Source organism: Pseudomonas cuatrocienegasensis (genome assembly GCF_900110925.1).
In the GTDB taxonomy this organism is placed as follows: domain Bacteria; phylum Pseudomonadota; class Gammaproteobacteria; order Pseudomonadales; family Pseudomonadaceae; genus Aquipseudomonas; species Aquipseudomonas cuatrocienegasensis.
Map to the genome: position 1 here is coordinate 46,389 of NZ_FOFP01000007.1, position 16,939 is coordinate 63,327.

Here is a 16,939-nt window from a genome sequence, read left to right on the forward strand (position 1 = left end):
TACCTGGGCGCTTAGCGGGTTACTGACCAAGCTGGCGCGGTTGCCAGTCCTTGATCACCAGGGTCACTTGCAGGTCATGGCCGGTGAGGCGTAGGCGCTCGGGTAGCCAGTAGCCGTCCTGCTCGACATAACGCAGGTATTCGACATCCCAGCCATCCTGAGCCAGGCGCGCCAGGCGGCTGTCGCCATCCAGGGATAGGCGGCTGCGGCTATCCGGGGCGGGCAGGCCGCGAATCCACCAGAGCAGGTGCGAGACTGGCAGGTTGAGGCCCAGCTGTTGTTGCAGCAATTCCTCGGGGGATTCGGCCTGGTAGCGCCCTTGGTTGGCCACTTCCAGAGTGATGTCCCCAGGGCGGCCGGTCAGGCGTGCTGCGCCGCGGCCCAAGGGGCCGGACAGGCGAATGTCGGAGTAGGCCTGGCGTTGCAGCCAGAACAGCGTGCCGCTACCGGAGTCGCGGGGCGCACGAATGCCAACCTTGCCGTTGATCTGCCAGCCGTCGAGCTGGCTGACCTGGGCTTTATGGGCTTGCCAGAGGGCGGGGCTGCCTTCGCCCTCCAGGGATTCACGTTCGCCAAAGCCGGCGCAGCCGGCGAGCAGGAGGATCAGGCCGAAGGCGATAAGGTGACGAATCATCAAGGACGCTCGCTGCCGGTCAGGCGCTGCAGGGTGCTGCGCAGGATGGGGCTGTCGGGGGCGGTTTTCAGGGCATCGGACCATACTGCGCGGGCTTCGCGCTGCTTGCCCTGGGCCCAGAGCACTTCACCCAGGTGGGCAGCGACTTCGGCGTCGGGGAAGCGGGCGAGGGCCTCGCGCAGCAGGCGTTCGGCTTCATCCAGGTTGCCCAGGCGGAAGTTGACCCAGCCGAGGCTGTCGAGGGTGGCGGGGTCTTCGGGGTTGAGCTGGTGGGCCTGCTCGATCAGCGCGCGGGCTTCTTCATAGCGCGTGGTGCGGTCGGCCAGGGTGTAGCCCAGGGCGTTGAGGGCCATGGCGTTTTCCGGGTCGCGCTCAAGGATAAAGCGCAGGTCACGTTCCAGCTGGCCGAGGTCGTTGCGTTTTTCCGCGAGCATGGCGCGGGTATAAAGCAGGTTGAGGTCGTCGGGGTAATGCGTCAGGGCCTGCTGGATCACCTGCCAGGCCTGCTCGGTCTGCTGCGCATTGGACAGCGCTTCGGACTCGATCAGGTACAGCTGGATGGCGTAGTCCGGCTGAGCGTCGCGGGCGGCGGCGAGCAGGCGCGTTGCCTCGGCGCCACGGCCGGCCTGGAACAGCAGGGTGGTCTGCCGTGCCTGGGCAGGCAGGTAGTCGTTGCCGGGGCTGACCAGGGCGTACTCGATGAGCGCGGCATCCGGCTGCTCAAGGGCCTCGTAAGCACGGGCCAGGTTGTAGTGGGCGGTGTCGACATGGCTGCCACGCTCGACCAGTTCTTCCAGGTAAACGATGGCTTCGCGCCAGGCTTCGGCCTCCAGGCATACCAGGGCCAGGGACAGGCGCAGGTCATCGTCTTCGGGGTTCTGCTGGAGCAGGGTGGTGAATTCACCTTTGGCGTCGTCCATGCGGCCTTGTTCGACCAGAACGCGCGCGTAGGTCAGGCGCAGACGTTTGTTCTTGGGTGTGCGTTCGATGGCGCTTTCGAGCAGCGGCAGGGCGTCATCGCCACGGCTCAGGGATTGCAACAGGCGGGCCTGGAGCAGGGTAGCGGAGATCGGAAGGGTTTTCGCCGGCTGCTTCTGCAGCAGGTCGAGGGCTTCCTGGGGGCGGCCGTCCTGTTGCAGCAGCAGTGCCTTGCCGAACAGCAGTTGGCCGTTGTCCGGGTACTTGACCTGCAGGCGCTCGAAACTCTGCAGCAGGCCGGCGCGGGTGTCCGGGTCGGTTTCTGCGGCGGACAGGGCGAGGAAGTCGAAGTGGGTATTGCCGCGCCGTTGCAGGACCTTCTCCATATAAGCCATGGACTCGTTATAGCGTCCGGCGCGGGCCAGCTGGATGGCGGCGGCGCGTTGGCTGTCGAGGTTCTGCGGAGCGTTGCGCGCCCAGATCAGCGCGGTGTCGAGCGCAGCCTGTTCGGCACCGAGGTACTCGGCGATGCGGTAGCCGCGCTCGGCCACGGCCGGGTCCTGGGTCGCTTCGGCCTGTTGCACGTAGTTGCCCAGGGCGATATCGAAGCGATTACGCTGCCCGGCGAGTTCCGCGCTGAGCAGGGCAAACAGGGTTTCCTGGCTGAACGACGCATAGGTTTTCGGCGCAGGCGGTTGGGTGACCACCGAGGCGTCTTCCACCGGCGGTACGCCGTCTGGCTCAGCGCTGTTGAAGGTCTGGCAGCCGCTCAAAACAGCGGCGGCGGTCAGCAATGCGAGGGTTCTGGTCATAGGGGAGCGTGCGATAACCTGCGGTTGGGGCATCATGACACAAGCCGTGGGGCAAGCCCATGGGCCGGGGTGCTGGCTGGGGTGCTGACTATAGGGACAATAGTTAGCAGTGGTTGTTCTCGTCGGGTTGAAGTAGGACAATTCGCGTCTTCCGTCCAGCTCAGCGATTCGCATGGCCTTTCTCGCTCTTGGCATTAACCACAAGACCGCCTCGGTGGACGTGCGCGAGCGCGTGGCGTTTACCCCCGAGCAACTGGTCGAGGCATTGCAGCAGCTGTGCACGCGCACGCCCAGTCGGGAAGCAGCGATTCTGTCGACCTGCAACCGCAGCGAACTCTATCTGGAACAGGACAGCCTGACCGCCGAGGCTGTGCTGGCCTGGCTGGCCGAGTACCACAAGCTTGACCTCGATGAGCTGCGCGCCTGCGCCTACGTCTATGAAGATGACGCGGCGGTGCGGCACATGATGCGCGTGGCTTCCGGGCTGGACTCGATGGTGCTGGGCGAGCCGCAGATCCTCGGCCAGATGAAGTCGGCCTTTGCCGTGGCGCGTGAGGCCGGCACCCTGGGACCGCTGCTGGGCCGGCTGTTCCAGGCGACATTCAGCACTGCCAAGACCGTGCGCACCGACACCGCAATTGGCGAGAACCCGGTGTCGGTGGCCTTCGCCGCCGTCAGCCTGGCCAAGCAGATTTTCAGCGACCTGCACCGCAGTCAGGCGCTGCTGATCGGCGCTGGCGAGACCATCAGCCTGGTCGCCCGGCACCTGCACGACCAGGGCATCAAGCGCATCGTTGTGGCCAACCGCACCCTGGAGCGCGCCAGCTCCCTGGCCGAGCAATTCGGTGCCCACGCCGTGCTGCTCTCCGACATTCCCCAGGAGCTGGTGCACAGCGACATCGTCATTAGCTCCACGGCCAGCCAGTTGCCGATTCTCGGCAAGGGCGCGGTGGAAAGTGCGCTGAAACAGCGCAAGCACAAGCCGATTTTCATGGTCGACATCGCCGTGCCGCGCGACATAGAGCCGCAGGTGGGCGAACTCGACGACGTTTACCTGTACACCGTCGATGACCTGCACGAGGTGATCGCCGAAAACCTCAAGAGCCGCCAGGGTGCTGCCCAGGCCGCCGAAGAATTGGTCAGCGCCGGCGCCGATGACTTTATGCAGCGCCTGCGCGAGCTGGCTGCGGTGGATGTGCTCAAGGCCTACCGGCAGCAGGCCGAGCGCCTGCGTGACGAAGAGCTGGCCAAGGCCCTGCGCCTACTGAATAACGGCGCGGCGGCGGAAGAGGTGATGGCCCTCTTGGCGCGCGGCCTGACCAACAAGCTGCTGCACGCGCCCAGCGTGCAACTGAAAAAACTCTCGGCTGACGGCCGCGTCGATGCACTCGGCGTGGCCCAGGAGCTGTTTGCCCTCGACGAGGGCGCACCGTTCACTAAAGGTTCGCAATGAAAGCGTCACTGCTTAATAAACTCGATGGCCTGCAGGATCGTTTTGAAGAACTGACGGCCCTGCTCGGTGATGCTGAGGTGATCAGTAACCAGAGTCAGTTCCGCGCCTATTCCAAGGAATACGCCGAGGTCGAGCCGGTGATCCAGGCCTATCGCGCCTTCCGCAAGGTGCAGGATGACCTCGAGGGCGCCCAGGCGCTGCTCAAAGACAGCGACCCGGACATGCGCGAAATGGCCGAGCAGGAAGCTGCCGAGGCCAAGGAAAAACTGGTCGAGCTGGAAGACAACCTGCAGCGCATGCTGCTGCCGCGCGACCCCAATGACGGGCGCAACGTGTTCCTCGAAGTGCGCGCCGGCACCGGCGGCGACGAGGCGGCGATCTTCTCCGGCGACCTGTTCCGCATGTACTCGCGCTACGCCGAGCGGCGCGGCTGGCGGGTCGAGATTCTCTCGGCCAGTGAGGGCGAGCATGGCGGCTACAAAGAAGTTATCGCCCGGGTCGAGGGCGACAACGTCTACGGCAAGCTGAAGTTCGAGTCGGGCGCACACCGCGTGCAACGCGTGCCGGAAACCGAATCCCAGGGCCGCATCCACACCTCGGCCTGCACCGTTGCCGTACTGCCCGAGCCGGATGAGCAGATGGCCATCGACATCAACCCAGCCGACCTGCGTGTGGATACCTACCGCAGCTCTGGGGCAGGTGGTCAGCACGTCAACACCACCGATTCGGCGATCCGCATCACTCACATTCCCACTGGCACCGTGGTCGAATGTCAGGAAGAGCGCTCGCAGCACAAGAACCGCGCCAAGGCCATGGCCTGGCTGGCGGCCAAGCTCAAGGACCAGCAGGAGGCGGCCGCGCACAAGGAAATCTCCGATACGCGCAAGCTGCTGGTGGGCTCCGGTGATCGCTCCGAACGTATCCGCACCTACAACTTTCCCCAGGGCCGGGTCACCGATCACCGCATCAACCTGACCTTGTATTCGCTCAACGAAGTGATCGCCGGTAGTGTCGATGCGATCATCGAGCCGTTGCTGGCCGAGTACCAGGCCGACCAGTTGGCCGCGCTTGGCGATTGAGTTTATCGGTGCGCACGGCGCACCCTACGCCGCGTAGGGTGGATGACGCTTTTTTCATCCACCACAAGCCTGCACGGTGGATCGATAAAGGCCCCTGCCCCGTCTACGAGAGAAACATGGCCAGCATTGAATCCCTGCTTAACGCCGCCGATCTGCCCGACTCGCCCAGCCCACAGCTGGACGCCGAGTTGCTGCTCGCCCACGCCCTGGGCAAGCCGCGCAGCTACATGCGCACCTGGCCGGAGCGCGAGCTGGAGGCCGATCAGTTGGCTGTGTTCCAGGCCAGCTTGGCGCGTCGGCGGCAGGGCGAGCCAGTGGCCTACATTCTCGGCCATCAGGGGTTCTGGAGCCTCGACCTCGAAGTCGCCCCGCATACCTTGATCCCGCGCCCGGACACCGAGTTGCTGGTGGAAACGGCGCTCGATCTATTGCCCGCCACGCTAGTGACTGCGCTGGACCTGGGCACCGGCACCGGCGCCATCGCCCTGGCCCTGGCCAGTGAGCGCGGCGGTTGGCGGGTGACCGGTGTGGACCGCGTCGAAGAGGCCGTGGCCCTGGCCGAACGCAATCGCCAGCGTTTGAAACTGGGCAACGCCACCTTTCTCCATAGCCACTGGTTTTCCGCTCTGGCAGGGCAGCGCTACGGGCTGATCCTGAGTAACCCGCCCTATATCCGCGCCGATGATCATCACCTTGATCAAGGCGATGTGCGCTTTGAGCCGAGCAGTGCGCTGGTCGCCGGCACTGACGGCCTGGACGATATTCGCCTGATCATCGCTCAGGCCCCACAGCACTTGCTGGCCGGCGGCTGGCTCTTGCTGGAGCACGGTTTCGACCAGGCCACGGTGGTACGCGAACTGTTGACCGGCCAGGGTTTTGCCGAGGTCCATAGCCGGCGCGACCTGGGCGGCCACGAACGGATCAGCCTTGGATGCCTGCCGAATGAGTGAGCCCATGCTCGACGACGATGCCCTGCTGCGCTACAGCCGGCAGATCCTGCTGAAACAGATCGATATCGAAGGGCAACTGCGCCTGAGCCGCAGCCGTGTGCTGATCGTCGGCCTCGGTGGACTCGGTTCGCCGGTCGCGCTGTACCTGGCCGCTGCCGGCGTGGGTGAGCTGCACCTGGCCGACTTCGACACGGTTGACCTGAGCAACCTGCAGCGACAAGTGATGCACGACAGCGCCAGCATCGGTGTGAGCAAAGTCGACTCGGCCATCACCCGACTCGCCGCGCTCAACCCGCAGGTGCAGCTGGTTGCCCATCATCAGGCGCTGGACAGCGATAGCCTGGCCGCTGCGGTGGCGGCAGTGGACCTGGTGCTCGATTGCTCGGACAACTTCAGCACCCGCGAGGCGGTCAATGCCGCCTGTGTGGCTGCGCGCAAACCGCTGGTCTCCGGTGCGGCGATTCGCCTGGAAGGGCAGCTTTCGGTGTTCGACCCGCGCAACCCCGACAGCCCGTGTTACCACTGCTTGTATGGGCACGGCAGCGAGGCCGAACTGACCTGCAGCGAGGCCGGTGTGGTCGGCCCGCTGGTGGGTTTGGTTGGCAGCCTGCAGGCCCTGGAAGCGCTCAAGTTGCTGGCCGGTTTCGGTGAGCCGCTGGTTGGGCGGCTGCTGCTGATCGACGCGCTGGGCAGCCGCTTCAGGGAGTTGCGGGTCAAGCGTGACCCGGCCTGCGGTGTTTGCGGCCATGCCCAGTAACGCGCCCATTGGTGTGTTCGACTCCGGGGTCGGCGGCCTTTCGGTGCTGCGCGAGATTCGCCAGATTCTGCCCCAGGAGGCGCTGCTCTATGTGGCCGACAGCGGTCACGTGCCCTATGGCGAAAAGAGCCCAGAGTACATTCGCCAGCGCTGCGCGCTGATTACCGAACACCTGCTGACCCAGGGCGCCAAGGCGCTGGTGTTGGCCTGCAACACCGCCACAGCCGCGGCGGCCGCTGAGCTGCGTGAGCGCTACCCGAGCCTGCTCATCGTCGGCATGGAGCCGGCGGTCAAGCCGGCAGCGGCGGCTACCCGCAGCGGTGTGGTGGGCGTGCTGGCCACCACCGGTACGCTCAAGAGCGCCAAGTTCGCCGCCTTGCTCGACCGTTTCGCCCACGACGTGCGGGTGATCACCCAACCCTGCCCGGGGCTGGTCGAGCAGATCGAGGCCGGCGACCTGGACGGCCCGGTTACCCATGCCCTGCTGCAGGGGTATGTCGCACCGCTGCTGGAACAGGGCTGCGACACCCTGATCCTGGGTTGCACCCATTACCCCTTTGTCGCGCCTTTGCTGCGCACGTTGATTCCGGCCTCGGTGCGCCTGATCGACACCGGCCCGGCGGTAGCCCGGCACCTGCAAGACCTGCTGCGCGCTGCCGATGCCCTGGCCATAAGGGCCGAGCCCGAGTGCCCGCGTTTCTGGACCAGCGGTGAGACGGGGAGCATGGAAAAAGTGTTGAAACTTTTAATCGGGCAGCAGTCAGTAGTAGAGTCACTTTGACAGTCTGGTTAGGTAATGCTGAGCTAAATCAGCTCGTTACCGGCGCCTTGGTGCATAAATAAAAAACGATGCGGTTGTTTCGTCTAACAAGGACATTCCGATGAAGAAACTGATGACCCTGGCTGCGTGCGCGGCCGTTTCCATGGCTCAACTGAGCACGGCACAGGCCGCTGATGTGACCTTTGCCATTGGTCAGAGTGGTGACTCCACCATGGTGTATCGCCTGGGCCTGCGCTCGGATTTCGAGAAGAGCTGGTTTCAGTCGGATATCGGTCGCCTGACCGGTTATTGGGACGCGGGTTACACCTATTGGCAGGGCGACGATACGGCGAGCAACCACAGCCTGTCGCTGGCGCCGGTATTTGTGTATGAGTTCGCCGGCGAAAACGTACGTCCGTATCTGGAGGCCGGCATCGGCATTGCCGCATTCGAGAACACCGAGCTGGAAAGCAACGATCTGGGCTCGTCATTCCAGTTCGAGGACCGTATTGGCGCAGGTCTGCGTTTCGCCGGTCAGGAAATCGGCATTCGTGCGATTCACTACTCCAACGCTGGCCTGAAAAAGCCTAACGATGGTGTCGAGGCGTACACGCTGCACTACAGCATGAATTTCTGATTCAGGCGTTTGCCAGGCGTAGGCCTGGTCCGAGAAACCGGGCTTTTGCCCGGTTTTTTTATGACCGCGTCCCACTGGCATGTTGCCTATGTGCACGCGGCACGACTTAGCCAAGTAGGGTGCGCCGCGCGCACCAAGAATCTATAAACGGCGCCGATGCACAGGGCGCAGCCCACGTGTAAGCAGGCGCTTTTAGCGGTAAATGGTGGCCATGCCGCGGCGTTCGTCCAGGCATTCGGGCGAAGCCGTCTCGAATTCGCGGCAGATCAGTGGTCGCACCGGGTAGATGGTGCAGCGCATGCTGTCGCGGTCCAGGGCGGCGCACCAGCCGTCGTCGAGGCGCAGCATGACCTCGCCGCCCCAGGCGTCGGTGTCGATAAAGCGCTGCGGCACGCCGGTGTCGGTGATCAGCATGACTTCCAGCTGGCAGCAGCAGGCCGCGCAGTTGCTGCAACTGACGGCGGGCTCGTCGGGGAGCTGGGTGTGGGCGATGGTTTGCGTCATACCGGCAGTTTACGCGAGTGCGCGCGTTGCCGCGCTACAGCGACTGTTGGCTGCGCAGACGTTGTTCGTACTGGCTGCGATAGAGCCGCGCGAAACCGTGCAGCAGCGGCATGACCACGGCCCAGATCGCCGCGAGCAGCAGCAGGGTTTGCCAGGTGCCGTAAGGCAAACCTACGCCGGCAAGCTGCGCGCCGCCGTAGTAGGACAGTGGTGCACTGACGGCGCCCAGCAGGCTGGCGCGCCACCAGGGCTGGGCGGTCCAGGCCAGGCAGTGGTTGAGGGTGCTGGCCAGCAGCAGCCACAGCGAGGCCAGCCACAGCGGGATCAAGAGGCGCGGCTCGCCGAAATCGAACACGCCGAGGTTGAGCAGAAAGCTGTCCAGCGCGCTGCCGGCAAAAAACACGGTCAGCAGCAGCTTGCCTTCGGCCTGCCAACTGCTGACCCAGAACAGATGCACACCGAGGGCCACGGCCACCAGCAGCAACCAGGGGCCGTCGCCGCCGAATACGCAGGCGAACCAGCCGAGCTGGAAGAGCAGGGCGTTGGCGATCAGTTTAGGCATTGAAGTTTCCCAATAGAGGTGCAGGTTTGGCCGCCGGTTTGGCCAGCAGCAGTTGCGCGGTGCCGATGGTGCGCTCCAGAAAGCCGCCCTCGCAATAGCACAGGTAGAACTCCCACAGCCGGTAGAAGTAATCGTCATAGCCCAGTTGCTCGAGGGTATGCCGGGCCTGGTGCAGGTTTTCGTGCCACAGGCGCAGGGTGCGTGCGTAGTGCAGGCCGAAGTCTTCCATGTGGTGCAGGTTCATGTCGGTGCGGGTGCTGATGATACCGAGCATCGCGCTCATCGACGGCAGGGCGCCGCCGGGGAAGATGTAACGCTGGATGAAGTCGACGCTGCGCTTGGCCTGCTCGTAACGTTGGTCGCGAATGGTGATGGCCTGCAGCAGCATCAGGCCGTCCGGCTTGAGCAGGCTGGCGCACTGCTCGAAGTAGGTCGGCAGGTAGCGGTGGCCAACGGCTTCGATCATCTCGATGGACACCAGCTTGTCGTACTGGCCGCTGAGGTCGCGGTAGTCCTCCAGCAGCAGGGTCACGCGGTCCTGCAGGCCTTCGGCGACGATGCGCTGCGCGGTGTGGGCGTACTGCTCGCGCGACAGGGTGGTGGTGGTCACGCGGCAGCCATAGTGGCGGGCGGCGTAGAGCGCCATGCTGCCCCAGCCGGTGCCGATCTCCAGCAGGTGATCGCTGGGCTTGAGCTCGAGTTTCTGGCAGATACGTTGCAGCTTGTTCAGTTGCGCCTGCTCCAGGCTGTCGTCGGGGTCCACGAACATGGCCGCCGAGTACATCATGGTCGGGTCGAGGAACTGCTCGAACAGGTCATTGCCCAGGTCGTAATGCGCCTCGATGTTCTTGCGCGAACCCTGGCGGGTGTTGCGGTTGAGCCAGTGCAGGCCCTTGATCAGTGGGCGGCCGACGCGGGCCAGGCCGCCTTCCATGGCATCCAGCAGTTCGAGGTTGCTGACGAAAATGCGGATCACCGCGGTCAGTTCCGGGGTGCTCCAGTAACCATGAATGTAGGCTTCGCCCGAGCCGATCGAGCCATTTCCGGCGACCAGGCCCCAAACCGCAGGGTCATGCACCTGGATTTCCGCGCACAGGCTGGAATGCGGATCGCCAAAGGACAGGCGTTCCTCGCCTTCGATGATGACCAGATGACCGTGGCGCAGTTGCTTGAGCTGAGCCATCACCGCACGGCGCAGGAGGCTGGCGCCGACGCCGCTGCCGGCGCGTACGGCATTCTTGGCAGACGCCAGGCTAGAGCTTTTCATGGTGCACATCCTTTGATTCGGGTCGGCCTGCGCGGAACTCACCGTCCGCGGCCTCATGGTTGAACACGGGTACACGCTTGAGCAGCAGGCGCAGGGCCTGCCAGTAGATGCCGACGACCGTCTTGCCGGTCATCCAGGGAAAGCTGAGCAGGTAGCGGTGCAGGCTGGCGCGGTCGAGCGCAGTGCGGGTCAGGCTGAGGCTGGCGTCGAACACCTTGGTCTCGCCGGCCCAGTCGGCCATGTGGATACCCAGACGCTCACCGGGTTGGCTGAAACCCATGCGGTATTCCAGCTCCCGCGGCAGAAACGGCGATACATGGAACGACTTGGCCACGCCCATGTGCTGGTGGCCCTCACCCGTGGCTGGCAGGACGTAGTGGTAGCGTTCGCGCCACGGCGTATTGCTGACCTCGCAAAGAATCGCCTGCAGGCGGTCCTGCTTATCGAAGCAATAAAAGAAACTTGCCGGGTTGAACGCCAGGCCCCAGCTGCGCGGCTGGGTGAGTAGGCAGATGCGGCCCTGAGGTACTTGACCGAGGGCTTCGCCGACGCGCTGGCGCACCGCGTCGATCAGGCGCATACCAGCACCGGTAAAGGCCGGTAGAAAGTCCGTTTCACGGAAGGCAAAGGGTGCAAAACGCCCACGCCCGGCCAGGCGCGACAAGCCCAGCACGGCCTCCTGCTCGTCGAGGTCCAGGTACAGCAGGCCCATGCGATAGCGAAACGCATGGGTCTTGGGGGCGAAGCGGCGGTGTTGCACCCAGCCGCTGTACAGGGCGCTGTGCATTACAGGGACTCACCGAATGCCTGGGCTATGCGCAGGGCACTGACCACGCCATCTTCATGGAAACCGTTGGCCCAGTAAGCGCCGCAGAAGTAGCTGTGCTGCGCGCCGAGCAACTCTTCCCAGCGCGCCTGGGCGGCGATGCCACGCAGGCCGTATTGCGGATGGGCATAGCGGTAGGTGCCGAGAATGCGTGCCGGGTCGATGGCCTCGGTCTGGTTGAGGCTGACGCAGAACACTGTCTCGCTCTGGATGCCCTGCAGGATATTCATGTTGTAGGTCACCGCTGCCGGTTGTTCGCTTGGCCCACCGAGGCGGTAGTTCCAGGCGGCCCAGGCCAGCTTGCGCTTGGGCAACAAGCGGGTATCGGTGTGCAGCACCACTTCGTTTTCCGCATAGGGCAGATCGCCAAGGATCGCCTGTTCGGCCAGGGTCGGTTTGGCCAGCAGACGCAGGGCCTGGTCGCTATGACAGGCGAACACCACCTTGTCGAAGTCCTCGCTGCCTTCGGCGTGGTGCAGGGTGACTCCGCTGCTGTCACGTTCGACCCGCTGCACCGGGCAATTCAGGCGAATACGCTCCTTGAACGAGGCGGTCAGCGGCGCCACGTAGCCGCGCGAGCCACCTTCGACCACGCACCATTGCGGGCGGTCACTGACCGAGAGCAGGCCGTGGTTCTTGAAGAAACGCACGAAGAACTGCAGCGGGAAACTGAGCATCTGCGCCGGCGACATCGACCAGATCGCCGCACCCATGGGCACGATGTAATGATGGGTGAAGCGTTCGCTGTAGCCGCCCATCTTCAGGTAGTTGCCCAGGGTAGTGGTGCTGGGAATGCGGTTGCTGTGCAGGTCGTCCAGGGCCTCGCGGTTGAAGCGCAGGATGTCGCGGACCATGCCGATAAAACGTGGTGAGAACAGGTTGCGGCGTTGGGCAAACAGGGTGTTGAGGTTGTGCCCGTTGTACTCCACGCCGGTGACTGGATCGCTGACCGCGAAACTCATCTCGGTGGGTTTGAAACCCACGCCGAGTTGTTCCAGCAGGCGGATAAAGTTGGGGTAGGTCCAGTCGTTGAACACGATAAAGCCGGTGTCGATGGCATGCCGCTCGCCGGCGACTTCGACGTCCACCGTATGGGTGTGGCCGCCGATCCAGTCGCTGGCCTCGAAGACACTGATGTCATGCTGACGGTTGAGCAGGTAGGCGCTGGTCAGGCCGGAAATACCGCTGCCGATAATGGCTATTTTCATGGGCTGTTCTTGCTCTCAGTGGTGCGCGCCATGCGCTTGCCCAGGGCCACCTGCAGCCGCTTGGGCAGGTGGGCGAGCAACAGCAGGCCGGCGATAAAAGGGCCGGGAAAGGCAATCTCGTAGGGGCGCTTTTCCAGTTTCTCGGCGATGTGGCGGGCGGCTTTCTCCACCGGCCAGCGCATCGGCATGGGGAAGTCGTTCTTCTGCGTCAGTGGCGTATCGACGAAGCCAGGGCTGACCAGGGTGACGTCGATGCCTTCGGCGGCCAGGTCAATGCGCAGTGCTTCGAACAGGTAGCGCATGCCGGCTTTGGAGGCGCCGTAGGCCTCGGCACGCGGCAGCGGCAGATAAGTCACCGAACTGGCCACGCCGACCAGGTGCGGCGTGCTGCTTTGCCGCAGTAGCGGCAGCGCAGCTTCGATGCAGTAGCTGGCGGAGAACAGGTTGGCGCGCACCACGCGCTCGACCATCGCCGCCTCAAACTGGGCGACCTCGACGTACTCGCAGGTGCCGGCGTTGAGAATCACCATGTCCAGGGCACCCCAGACCTGGGCGATGTGCTCGCCAATGGCCTTGACCCGGGCTGCATCGCTGAGGTCGCCGGGCACTACCAGTACCTGTTCGGGGAAGCGCTTGGCCAGGGCCTGCAAGGGCTCCACCGTGCGTGCGCTGAGTGCCAGGCGATAGCCGCGCTGCAGCAACTGTTCCGCCAGGGCGGCTCCAATGCCGCTGCTGGCGCCGGTCAGCCAGATTCGTTTCATGCCAGTCTCCGTTTCAGCCAGCGGATCACCTGGCCCAACACGGGCAGGTGTTCGTAGAGCAGGTTGCCCGCGTCGAAATAGTCGCGGTGGCGGTGCACTTTGTCGCTCCAGTGCAGGTGTGAGCAGCCTTCCACGCGGATCAGCTGGCCAGCGGCCAGGCGCGGGTGGCGGTAGCTCATGGTCCAGCGTAGATAGCCCTCGCCTTCGCGCACCTCATCGAAGCCATAGAAGTCGAAGCGCAGCTCGCTGACATTGGCGTACAGCTCGGCGAAGTAACGCTGCAGGTTGGTCAGGCCGCGCACCTCATGCAGCGGGTCGCGGAACACCGCGTCGTCGCTGTAGAGGCTGCCGAGGCGCTCCAGGTTGTCTTTGTTCAGGGCGGCAAAGTCCTGGGCGAAGCGACGCAGAAAATCACTCATGACTAGGCTCCAGGGGCCGCGAAGGCAGGTTCTTGAATGCGGCCAGCGCGCGCTCACGGCTGCGTGCCAGGTCGACGATGGGCCGCGGATAGTCGGCGATACCGAACAGGCCGCCCATAGCTGCGGGGTTGTGCACATCCTTTTTGTTCAAACCGGCGAGCTCAGGCACCCAGCGACGAATAAAGCGACCGTCGGGGTCGAACTTGGCCGACTGGCTCAGCGGGTTGAAGATGCGGAAGTAGGGCACCGAGTCGGTACCAGTGGAGGCGCTCCACTGCCAGCCGCCATTGTTCGCAGCCAGGTCACCGTCGATCAGATGACGCATGAAGAAGCGTTCGCCCTCGCGCCAGTCGATCAGCAGGTTTTTGGTCAGGAACATCGCCACCACCATGCGCAGGCGGTTGTGCATCCAGCCGGTGGCGAGCAACTGGCGCATGGCCGCATCGACCAGCGGCAAGCCGGTCTGCCCGCTTTGCCAGGCGGCCAGCTCTTTGGGCGCCTGGCGCCAGGCCAGGGCATCGGTTTCACGGCGAAAGGCGCGGCCCATGGATACCCGCGGGTAGCCGACCAGAGTGTGTTTGTAGAATTCCCGCCAGAGCAGCTCGTTGATCCAGGTCACCACACCTTCGCTGCCGCTTTCGAACTCGCCCTGGTTGGCCTGTAGCGCTGCGTGCAGGCACTGGCGCGGCGACAGCACCCCGGCCGCCAGGTAGGGCGACAACTGGCTGGTGCCGGGCACGGCGGGCAGGTCGCGGTCGCGCTTGTAGTCGTCGATGGACTCGTCGCTGAAGCGCGTCAGTTGCGCCAGAGCCTGGGCCTCACCGGCTGGCCATAACTCGCGCAGGCTGGCGGCTGGCGTGGCGAATCCGGCGACCTGCTGTGGCAGCGGGTCGCGGGCAATCGCCAGGGGCGCCTGGGCGCGGGGTGTGGCAATCAGCGCTGGCAAGCTGTGGTGCAGGCGTGCGTAGCAGGCCTTGCGGAACTGGCTGTAGACCTGGAAGTAGCCGCCGGATTTGGTCAGCACGCTGCCCGGGGCGAAGAACAGCTGGTCAAGGTGTCCGTGAAACGCCACACCACGGCTGCGCAAGGTTGCGGCCACGGCCTGATCGCGGCGGCTTTCGTGGACGCCGTATTCATCGTTGACCTGTACCGCACTGATATTGAGCTCCTGGCACAGCTGGTCGAGCACCGCTGGCGCCTGGGCCCAGGTATCGGCCTCGCGGATCAGCAGCGGCACACCGAGGGCGGCAAGATCGTCTGAAAGGATCGCCAGGTTACGCAACCAGAAATCGACCTTGCTTGGGGCGTCGTCATGGGCCTGCCACTGGCCGGGGCTGATCAGGTACAGGGCCACCGTCGGCCCGGCGGCCATGGCGGCGGCGAGGGCGGTGTTGTCCTGCAGGCGCAGGTCGGTACGAAACCAGAACAGTTGCATCATCGATCCTTATTGAGCTTCGAGCAGGTTCAGCAGGGTCAGGGTCTGCAAGGCGCCGAGTGGGTCGTGGGCCAGGTGCAGATCGCTGTGCTGCTCAACCAATACCCGCAACTCCTGCTCATGGATGTGTACCGCCGGTCCGCCGATCAGACAGGGGCAGCTATAACCCGTGGCCAGACGCGGCAAATGGGCGGTGTTGATCGTCTGGCTGGAGTACAGCAGCAGGGCGCGCGGCTGGATGTGCTCGACCGCCATGGCCAACTCGGCCGGGGTCAGCGGCCAGTCGAAGACTTCCACCGGACAGTTGGCGCTGCTGGCCAGCCAGGCGGTCAGCCACAGGCCCGGCTCCATCGGCAGGTCCGACATATTGATCATCAGCAGCGGTGGACCGCTGTGCTGGCGGTTGTTGTGGTACAGCCGGGCGCCCAGCTTGCTGCGCAGCCAGGAGTAGAAAAACACCCGCTCGGCCTGGGCACCGAACTGGTTGCGCCAGCGCAGGTCGAGCTCCTCGAACAAGGGCAGCAGCAGTTGTTGGCACAGGGTCTTGGGCGGGTAGAGGGCCAGCTCGCTGTTGAAGCCTTCGTCGAGACGGCGCTCGTTGAGGTTGCAGATCGCTTCCTGCAGGCGCTGGCGCTTTTCTTCCCACTGCGAGGTGGCTTCGCTGAATGCCGGCTGGTTGGAGCGTAGCAGGCCCTTGACCTGGCTGACCGATACGCCGCGGTTGAGCCAGGTGAGAATCGCCTGGATCCGTGCCACATGCTTCTCGGCGTACAGGCGATGCCCCTTGGGCGTGCGGTGCGGCACGATCAGCCCATAGCGGCGCTCCCAGGCGCGCAGGGTCACGGCGTTGACCCCGGTGATGCGCGCCACTTCACGGATCGGCAAAAAGCCCTGGGCCAGGGCCGTCTGGTAGTCGTCGGCGGATTCATCCTGCACGTCGGCAGGTTCCGGGTGATCGCTCATAGGGTATTACGCAGGCTGAGGTTTTCGGGATGCGGCTGCAGGTAGACCTGTTGCTGGAGGTAGCGGTCGGGGTGTAGGCGCAGATGATGTTTGAGCAGGGTCAGCGGCACCACCAGCGGCACCACGCCGTGGCGGTACTGGGAGATCAGGTGCTGCATTTCGCGCTTGTCTTCGCCGTCGAGCGACTGCTTGAAGTAGCCACTCAGGTGCATCAGCACGTTGCTGTGGGTGCGCCGGGTCGCGCATTTTTTCAGGGCCGCCATCAGCTCGCTGAAATAACGTGGCGCCAGTTCACCCAGGTCGTGCTGGCCGAGGTTGCCGAGCATCCGCCCGAGCGTGCGGTATTGCACCGGGTGGGTGGCCATCAGCAGGTATTTGTAGCGCGAGTGGAAGTCGATCAGCGTCTTGCGGGTCAGGCCGGCGGCAAGGGTGCGCTGCCAGTCGGCGTAGGCGAATACGCGGGTGATGAAATTCTCGCGCAGCACCGGATCGTTCAGGCGGCCATCTTCTTCGACCGGCAGGTCGGGATGGCGGGCACAGAACGCGGCGGCGAACAGGCCGCGCCCACGCGGCTCGCTGGGGCGACCGTTATCCTGGTAGACCTTGACCCGCTCCAGGCCGCAGGACGGCGACTGTTGCATGAAGATATAGCCGCAGATGCCGCCCAATTCCTCAGCCATTTGCGTGCCATAGGCGGTGAGGGCATCGCTGACATCCAGCTCGCGGTGCACGGTGCCCACAGCCCGCGGTTGCTCGGGGTCACCGACCAGGCGAATCGGCTCTCGCGGGATACCCAGGCCGATGGCCACTTCCGGGCAGACCGGGGTGAAGTCGAAGTAGTCGCTCAGGGTGCGGTTGCACAGGCGTGATTCCTTATGCCCACCGTTGTAGCGGACTTCGGCGCCGAGCAGGCAGGCACTGATGCCTAGACGGGGTTTGAGTGGGGGCGATTGCATGGCGACCTCTGCTGACTACTTGTACAGGATGGTGATCC

General features: G+C 64.5%; 18 protein-coding genes. 6 read left to right on the forward strand and 12 right to left on the reverse strand.

Features of this window, described 5'->3' with window-relative positions:
* Nucleotides 1-19: 19 nt before the first annotated feature.
* Nucleotides 20-634, reverse strand: a complete 615-nt coding sequence (gene lolB, locus BMW49_RS11410; RefSeq protein WP_371850888.1) for a lipoprotein insertase outer membrane protein LolB — start codon at nucleotides 632-634, stop codon at nucleotides 20-22.
* Nucleotides 634-2,364: a tetratricopeptide repeat protein gene (locus tag BMW49_RS11415; protein WP_069520420.1), complete on the reverse strand. Its 1,731-nt coding sequence runs from the start codon at nucleotides 2,362-2,364 to the stop codon at nucleotides 634-636. Before BMW49_RS11415 ends, lolB begins: the two co-directional genes overlap by 1 nt.
* A 172-nt stretch (nucleotides 2,365-2,536) precedes the next feature.
* Between BMW49_RS11415 and hemA the strand changes: the two genes are divergently transcribed.
* The 6 genes from hemA to BMW49_RS11445 all read left to right on the forward strand — a co-directional run bounded on the left by hemA (nucleotide 2,537) and on the right by BMW49_RS11445 (nucleotide 8,000).
* Nucleotides 2,537-3,817, forward strand: a complete 1,281-nt coding sequence (hemA, locus tag BMW49_RS11420) for a glutamyl-tRNA reductase (RefSeq protein ID WP_069520418.1) — start codon at nucleotides 2,537-2,539, stop codon at nucleotides 3,815-3,817.
* Nucleotides 3,814-4,896, forward strand: coding sequence for a peptide chain release factor 1 (prfA, locus tag BMW49_RS11425; protein WP_069520416.1), 1,083 nt, complete (start codon nucleotides 3,814-3,816; stop codon nucleotides 4,894-4,896). Before hemA ends, prfA begins: the two co-directional genes overlap by 4 nt.
* A 116-nt stretch (nucleotides 4,897-5,012) precedes the next feature.
* A complete protein-coding gene (gene prmC / locus BMW49_RS11430) occupies nucleotides 5,013-5,846 on the forward strand; it encodes a peptide chain release factor N(5)-glutamine methyltransferase (protein ID WP_069520414.1) in 834 nt (277 codons plus the stop codon).
* A gap of 4 nt (nucleotides 5,847-5,850) precedes the next feature.
* A complete protein-coding gene (locus BMW49_RS11435; protein ID WP_069520412.1) occupies nucleotides 5,851-6,603 on the forward strand; it encodes a molybdopterin-synthase adenylyltransferase MoeB in 753 nt (250 codons plus the stop codon).
* Nucleotides 6,593-7,384 (forward strand): glutamate racemase, encoded by a 792-nt coding sequence (gene murI / locus BMW49_RS11440; protein ID WP_069520506.1) that lies wholly within the window; start codon nucleotides 6,593-6,595, stop codon nucleotides 7,382-7,384. The genes BMW49_RS11435 and murI overlap by 11 nt, the downstream gene beginning before the upstream one ends.
* 100 nt (nucleotides 7,385-7,484) lie before the next feature.
* Entirely contained in the window at nucleotides 7,485-8,000 is a 516-nt protein-coding gene (locus BMW49_RS11445; RefSeq protein WP_069520410.1) for an acyloxyacyl hydrolase, read from the forward strand.
* A 192-nt stretch (nucleotides 8,001-8,192) separates the two neighbouring features.
* Here BMW49_RS11445 and BMW49_RS11450 read toward each other — a convergent pair whose 3' ends face one another.
* The 10 genes from BMW49_RS11450 to BMW49_RS11495 are packed head-to-tail and all read right to left on the reverse strand — an operon-like array spanning nucleotide 8,193 to nucleotide 16,901.
* Nucleotides 8,193-8,504: a YkgJ family cysteine cluster protein gene (locus BMW49_RS11450; RefSeq protein ID WP_069520409.1), complete on the reverse strand. Its 312-nt coding sequence runs from the start codon at nucleotides 8,502-8,504 to the stop codon at nucleotides 8,193-8,195.
* A gap of 34 nt (nucleotides 8,505-8,538) precedes the next feature.
* Nucleotides 8,539-9,066, reverse strand: coding sequence for a DUF2878 domain-containing protein (locus BMW49_RS11455; protein ID WP_069520407.1), 528 nt, complete (start codon nucleotides 9,064-9,066; stop codon nucleotides 8,539-8,541).
* Nucleotides 9,059-10,333: an SAM-dependent methyltransferase gene (locus tag BMW49_RS11460; protein WP_069520405.1), complete on the reverse strand. Its 1,275-nt coding sequence runs from the start codon at nucleotides 10,331-10,333 to the stop codon at nucleotides 9,059-9,061. The genes BMW49_RS11455 and BMW49_RS11460 overlap by 8 nt, the downstream gene beginning before the upstream one ends.
* Nucleotides 10,320-11,120 carry a DUF1365 domain-containing protein gene (locus BMW49_RS11465; RefSeq protein ID WP_069520403.1) on the reverse strand — a complete coding sequence of 267 codons (801 nt, stop codon included), beginning with the start codon at nucleotides 11,118-11,120 and terminating at the stop codon, nucleotides 10,320-10,322. The genes BMW49_RS11460 and BMW49_RS11465 overlap by 14 nt, the downstream gene beginning before the upstream one ends.
* Complete coding sequence (locus BMW49_RS11470; protein WP_069520401.1) at nucleotides 11,120-12,367, reverse strand: NAD(P)/FAD-dependent oxidoreductase; 1,248 nt, start codon at nucleotides 12,365-12,367, stop codon at nucleotides 11,120-11,122. Before BMW49_RS11470 ends, BMW49_RS11465 begins: the two co-directional genes overlap by 1 nt.
* Nucleotides 12,364-13,128 carry an SDR family NAD(P)-dependent oxidoreductase gene (locus BMW49_RS11475; RefSeq protein ID WP_069520399.1) on the reverse strand — a complete coding sequence of 255 codons (765 nt, stop codon included), beginning with the start codon at nucleotides 13,126-13,128 and terminating at the stop codon, nucleotides 12,364-12,366. Before BMW49_RS11475 ends, BMW49_RS11470 begins: the two co-directional genes overlap by 4 nt.
* Nucleotides 13,125-13,547 carry a nuclear transport factor 2 family protein gene (locus BMW49_RS11480; protein ID WP_069520397.1) on the reverse strand — a complete coding sequence of 141 codons (423 nt, stop codon included), beginning with the start codon at nucleotides 13,545-13,547 and terminating at the stop codon, nucleotides 13,125-13,127. The genes BMW49_RS11475 and BMW49_RS11480 overlap by 4 nt, the downstream gene beginning before the upstream one ends.
* Complete coding sequence (gene phrB, locus BMW49_RS11485) at nucleotides 13,540-14,982, reverse strand: deoxyribodipyrimidine photo-lyase (RefSeq protein WP_069520395.1); 1,443 nt, start codon at nucleotides 14,980-14,982, stop codon at nucleotides 13,540-13,542. The genes BMW49_RS11480 and phrB overlap by 8 nt, the downstream gene beginning before the upstream one ends.
* 9 nt (nucleotides 14,983-14,991) lie before the next feature.
* Nucleotides 14,992-15,945 (reverse strand): MerR family transcriptional regulator, encoded by a 954-nt coding sequence (locus tag BMW49_RS11490; RefSeq protein WP_069520393.1) that lies wholly within the window; start codon nucleotides 15,943-15,945, stop codon nucleotides 14,992-14,994.
* Nucleotides 15,942-16,901: a YbgA family protein gene (locus BMW49_RS11495; RefSeq protein WP_069520391.1), complete on the reverse strand. Its 960-nt coding sequence runs from the start codon at nucleotides 16,899-16,901 to the stop codon at nucleotides 15,942-15,944. Before BMW49_RS11495 ends, BMW49_RS11490 begins: the two co-directional genes overlap by 4 nt.
* Between the last annotated feature and the right edge of the window lie 38 nt (nucleotides 16,902-16,939).

Coding starts and splice junctions, on each gene's coding strand:
- lolB (WP_371850888.1), bottom strand. CDS start 634: ATGATTCGTCACCTTATCGCCTTCGGCCTGATCCTCCTGCTCGCCGGC.
- BMW49_RS11415 (WP_069520420.1), bottom strand. CDS start 2,364: ATGACCAGAACCCTCGCATTGCTGACCGCCGCCGCTGTTTTGAGCGGC.
- hemA (WP_069520418.1), top strand. CDS start 2,537: ATGGCCTTTCTCGCTCTTGGCATTAACCACAAGACCGCCTCGGTGGAC.
- prfA (WP_069520416.1), top strand. CDS start 3,814: ATGAAAGCGTCACTGCTTAATAAACTCGATGGCCTGCAGGATCGTTTT.
- prmC (WP_069520414.1), top strand. CDS start 5,013: ATGGCCAGCATTGAATCCCTGCTTAACGCCGCCGATCTGCCCGACTCG.
- BMW49_RS11435 (WP_069520412.1), top strand. CDS start 5,851: ATGCTCGACGACGATGCCCTGCTGCGCTACAGCCGGCAGATCCTGCTG.
- murI (WP_069520506.1), top strand. CDS start 6,593: ATGCCCAGTAACGCGCCCATTGGTGTGTTCGACTCCGGGGTCGGCGGC.
- BMW49_RS11445 (WP_069520410.1), top strand. CDS start 7,485: ATGAAGAAACTGATGACCCTGGCTGCGTGCGCGGCCGTTTCCATGGCT.
- BMW49_RS11450 (WP_069520409.1), bottom strand. CDS start 8,504: ATGACGCAAACCATCGCCCACACCCAGCTCCCCGACGAGCCCGCCGTC.
- BMW49_RS11455 (WP_069520407.1), bottom strand. CDS start 9,066: ATGCCTAAACTGATCGCCAACGCCCTGCTCTTCCAGCTCGGCTGGTTC.
- BMW49_RS11460 (WP_069520405.1), bottom strand. CDS start 10,333: ATGAAAAGCTCTAGCCTGGCGTCTGCCAAGAATGCCGTACGCGCCGGC.
- BMW49_RS11465 (WP_069520403.1), bottom strand. CDS start 11,120: ATGCACAGCGCCCTGTACAGCGGCTGGGTGCAACACCGCCGCTTCGCC.
- BMW49_RS11470 (WP_069520401.1), bottom strand. CDS start 12,367: ATGAAAATAGCCATTATCGGCAGCGGTATTTCCGGCCTGACCAGCGCC.
- BMW49_RS11475 (WP_069520399.1), bottom strand. CDS start 13,128: ATGAAACGAATCTGGCTGACCGGCGCCAGCAGCGGCATTGGAGCCGCC.
- BMW49_RS11480 (WP_069520397.1), bottom strand. CDS start 13,547: ATGAGTGATTTTCTGCGTCGCTTCGCCCAGGACTTTGCCGCCCTGAAC.
- phrB (WP_069520395.1), bottom strand. CDS start 14,982: ATGCAACTGTTCTGGTTTCGTACCGACCTGCGCCTGCAGGACAACACC.
- BMW49_RS11490 (WP_069520393.1), bottom strand. CDS start 15,945: ATGAGCGATCACCCGGAACCTGCCGACGTGCAGGATGAATCCGCCGAC.
- BMW49_RS11495 (WP_069520391.1), bottom strand. CDS start 16,901: ATGCAATCGCCCCCACTCAAACCCCGTCTAGGCATCAGTGCCTGCCTG.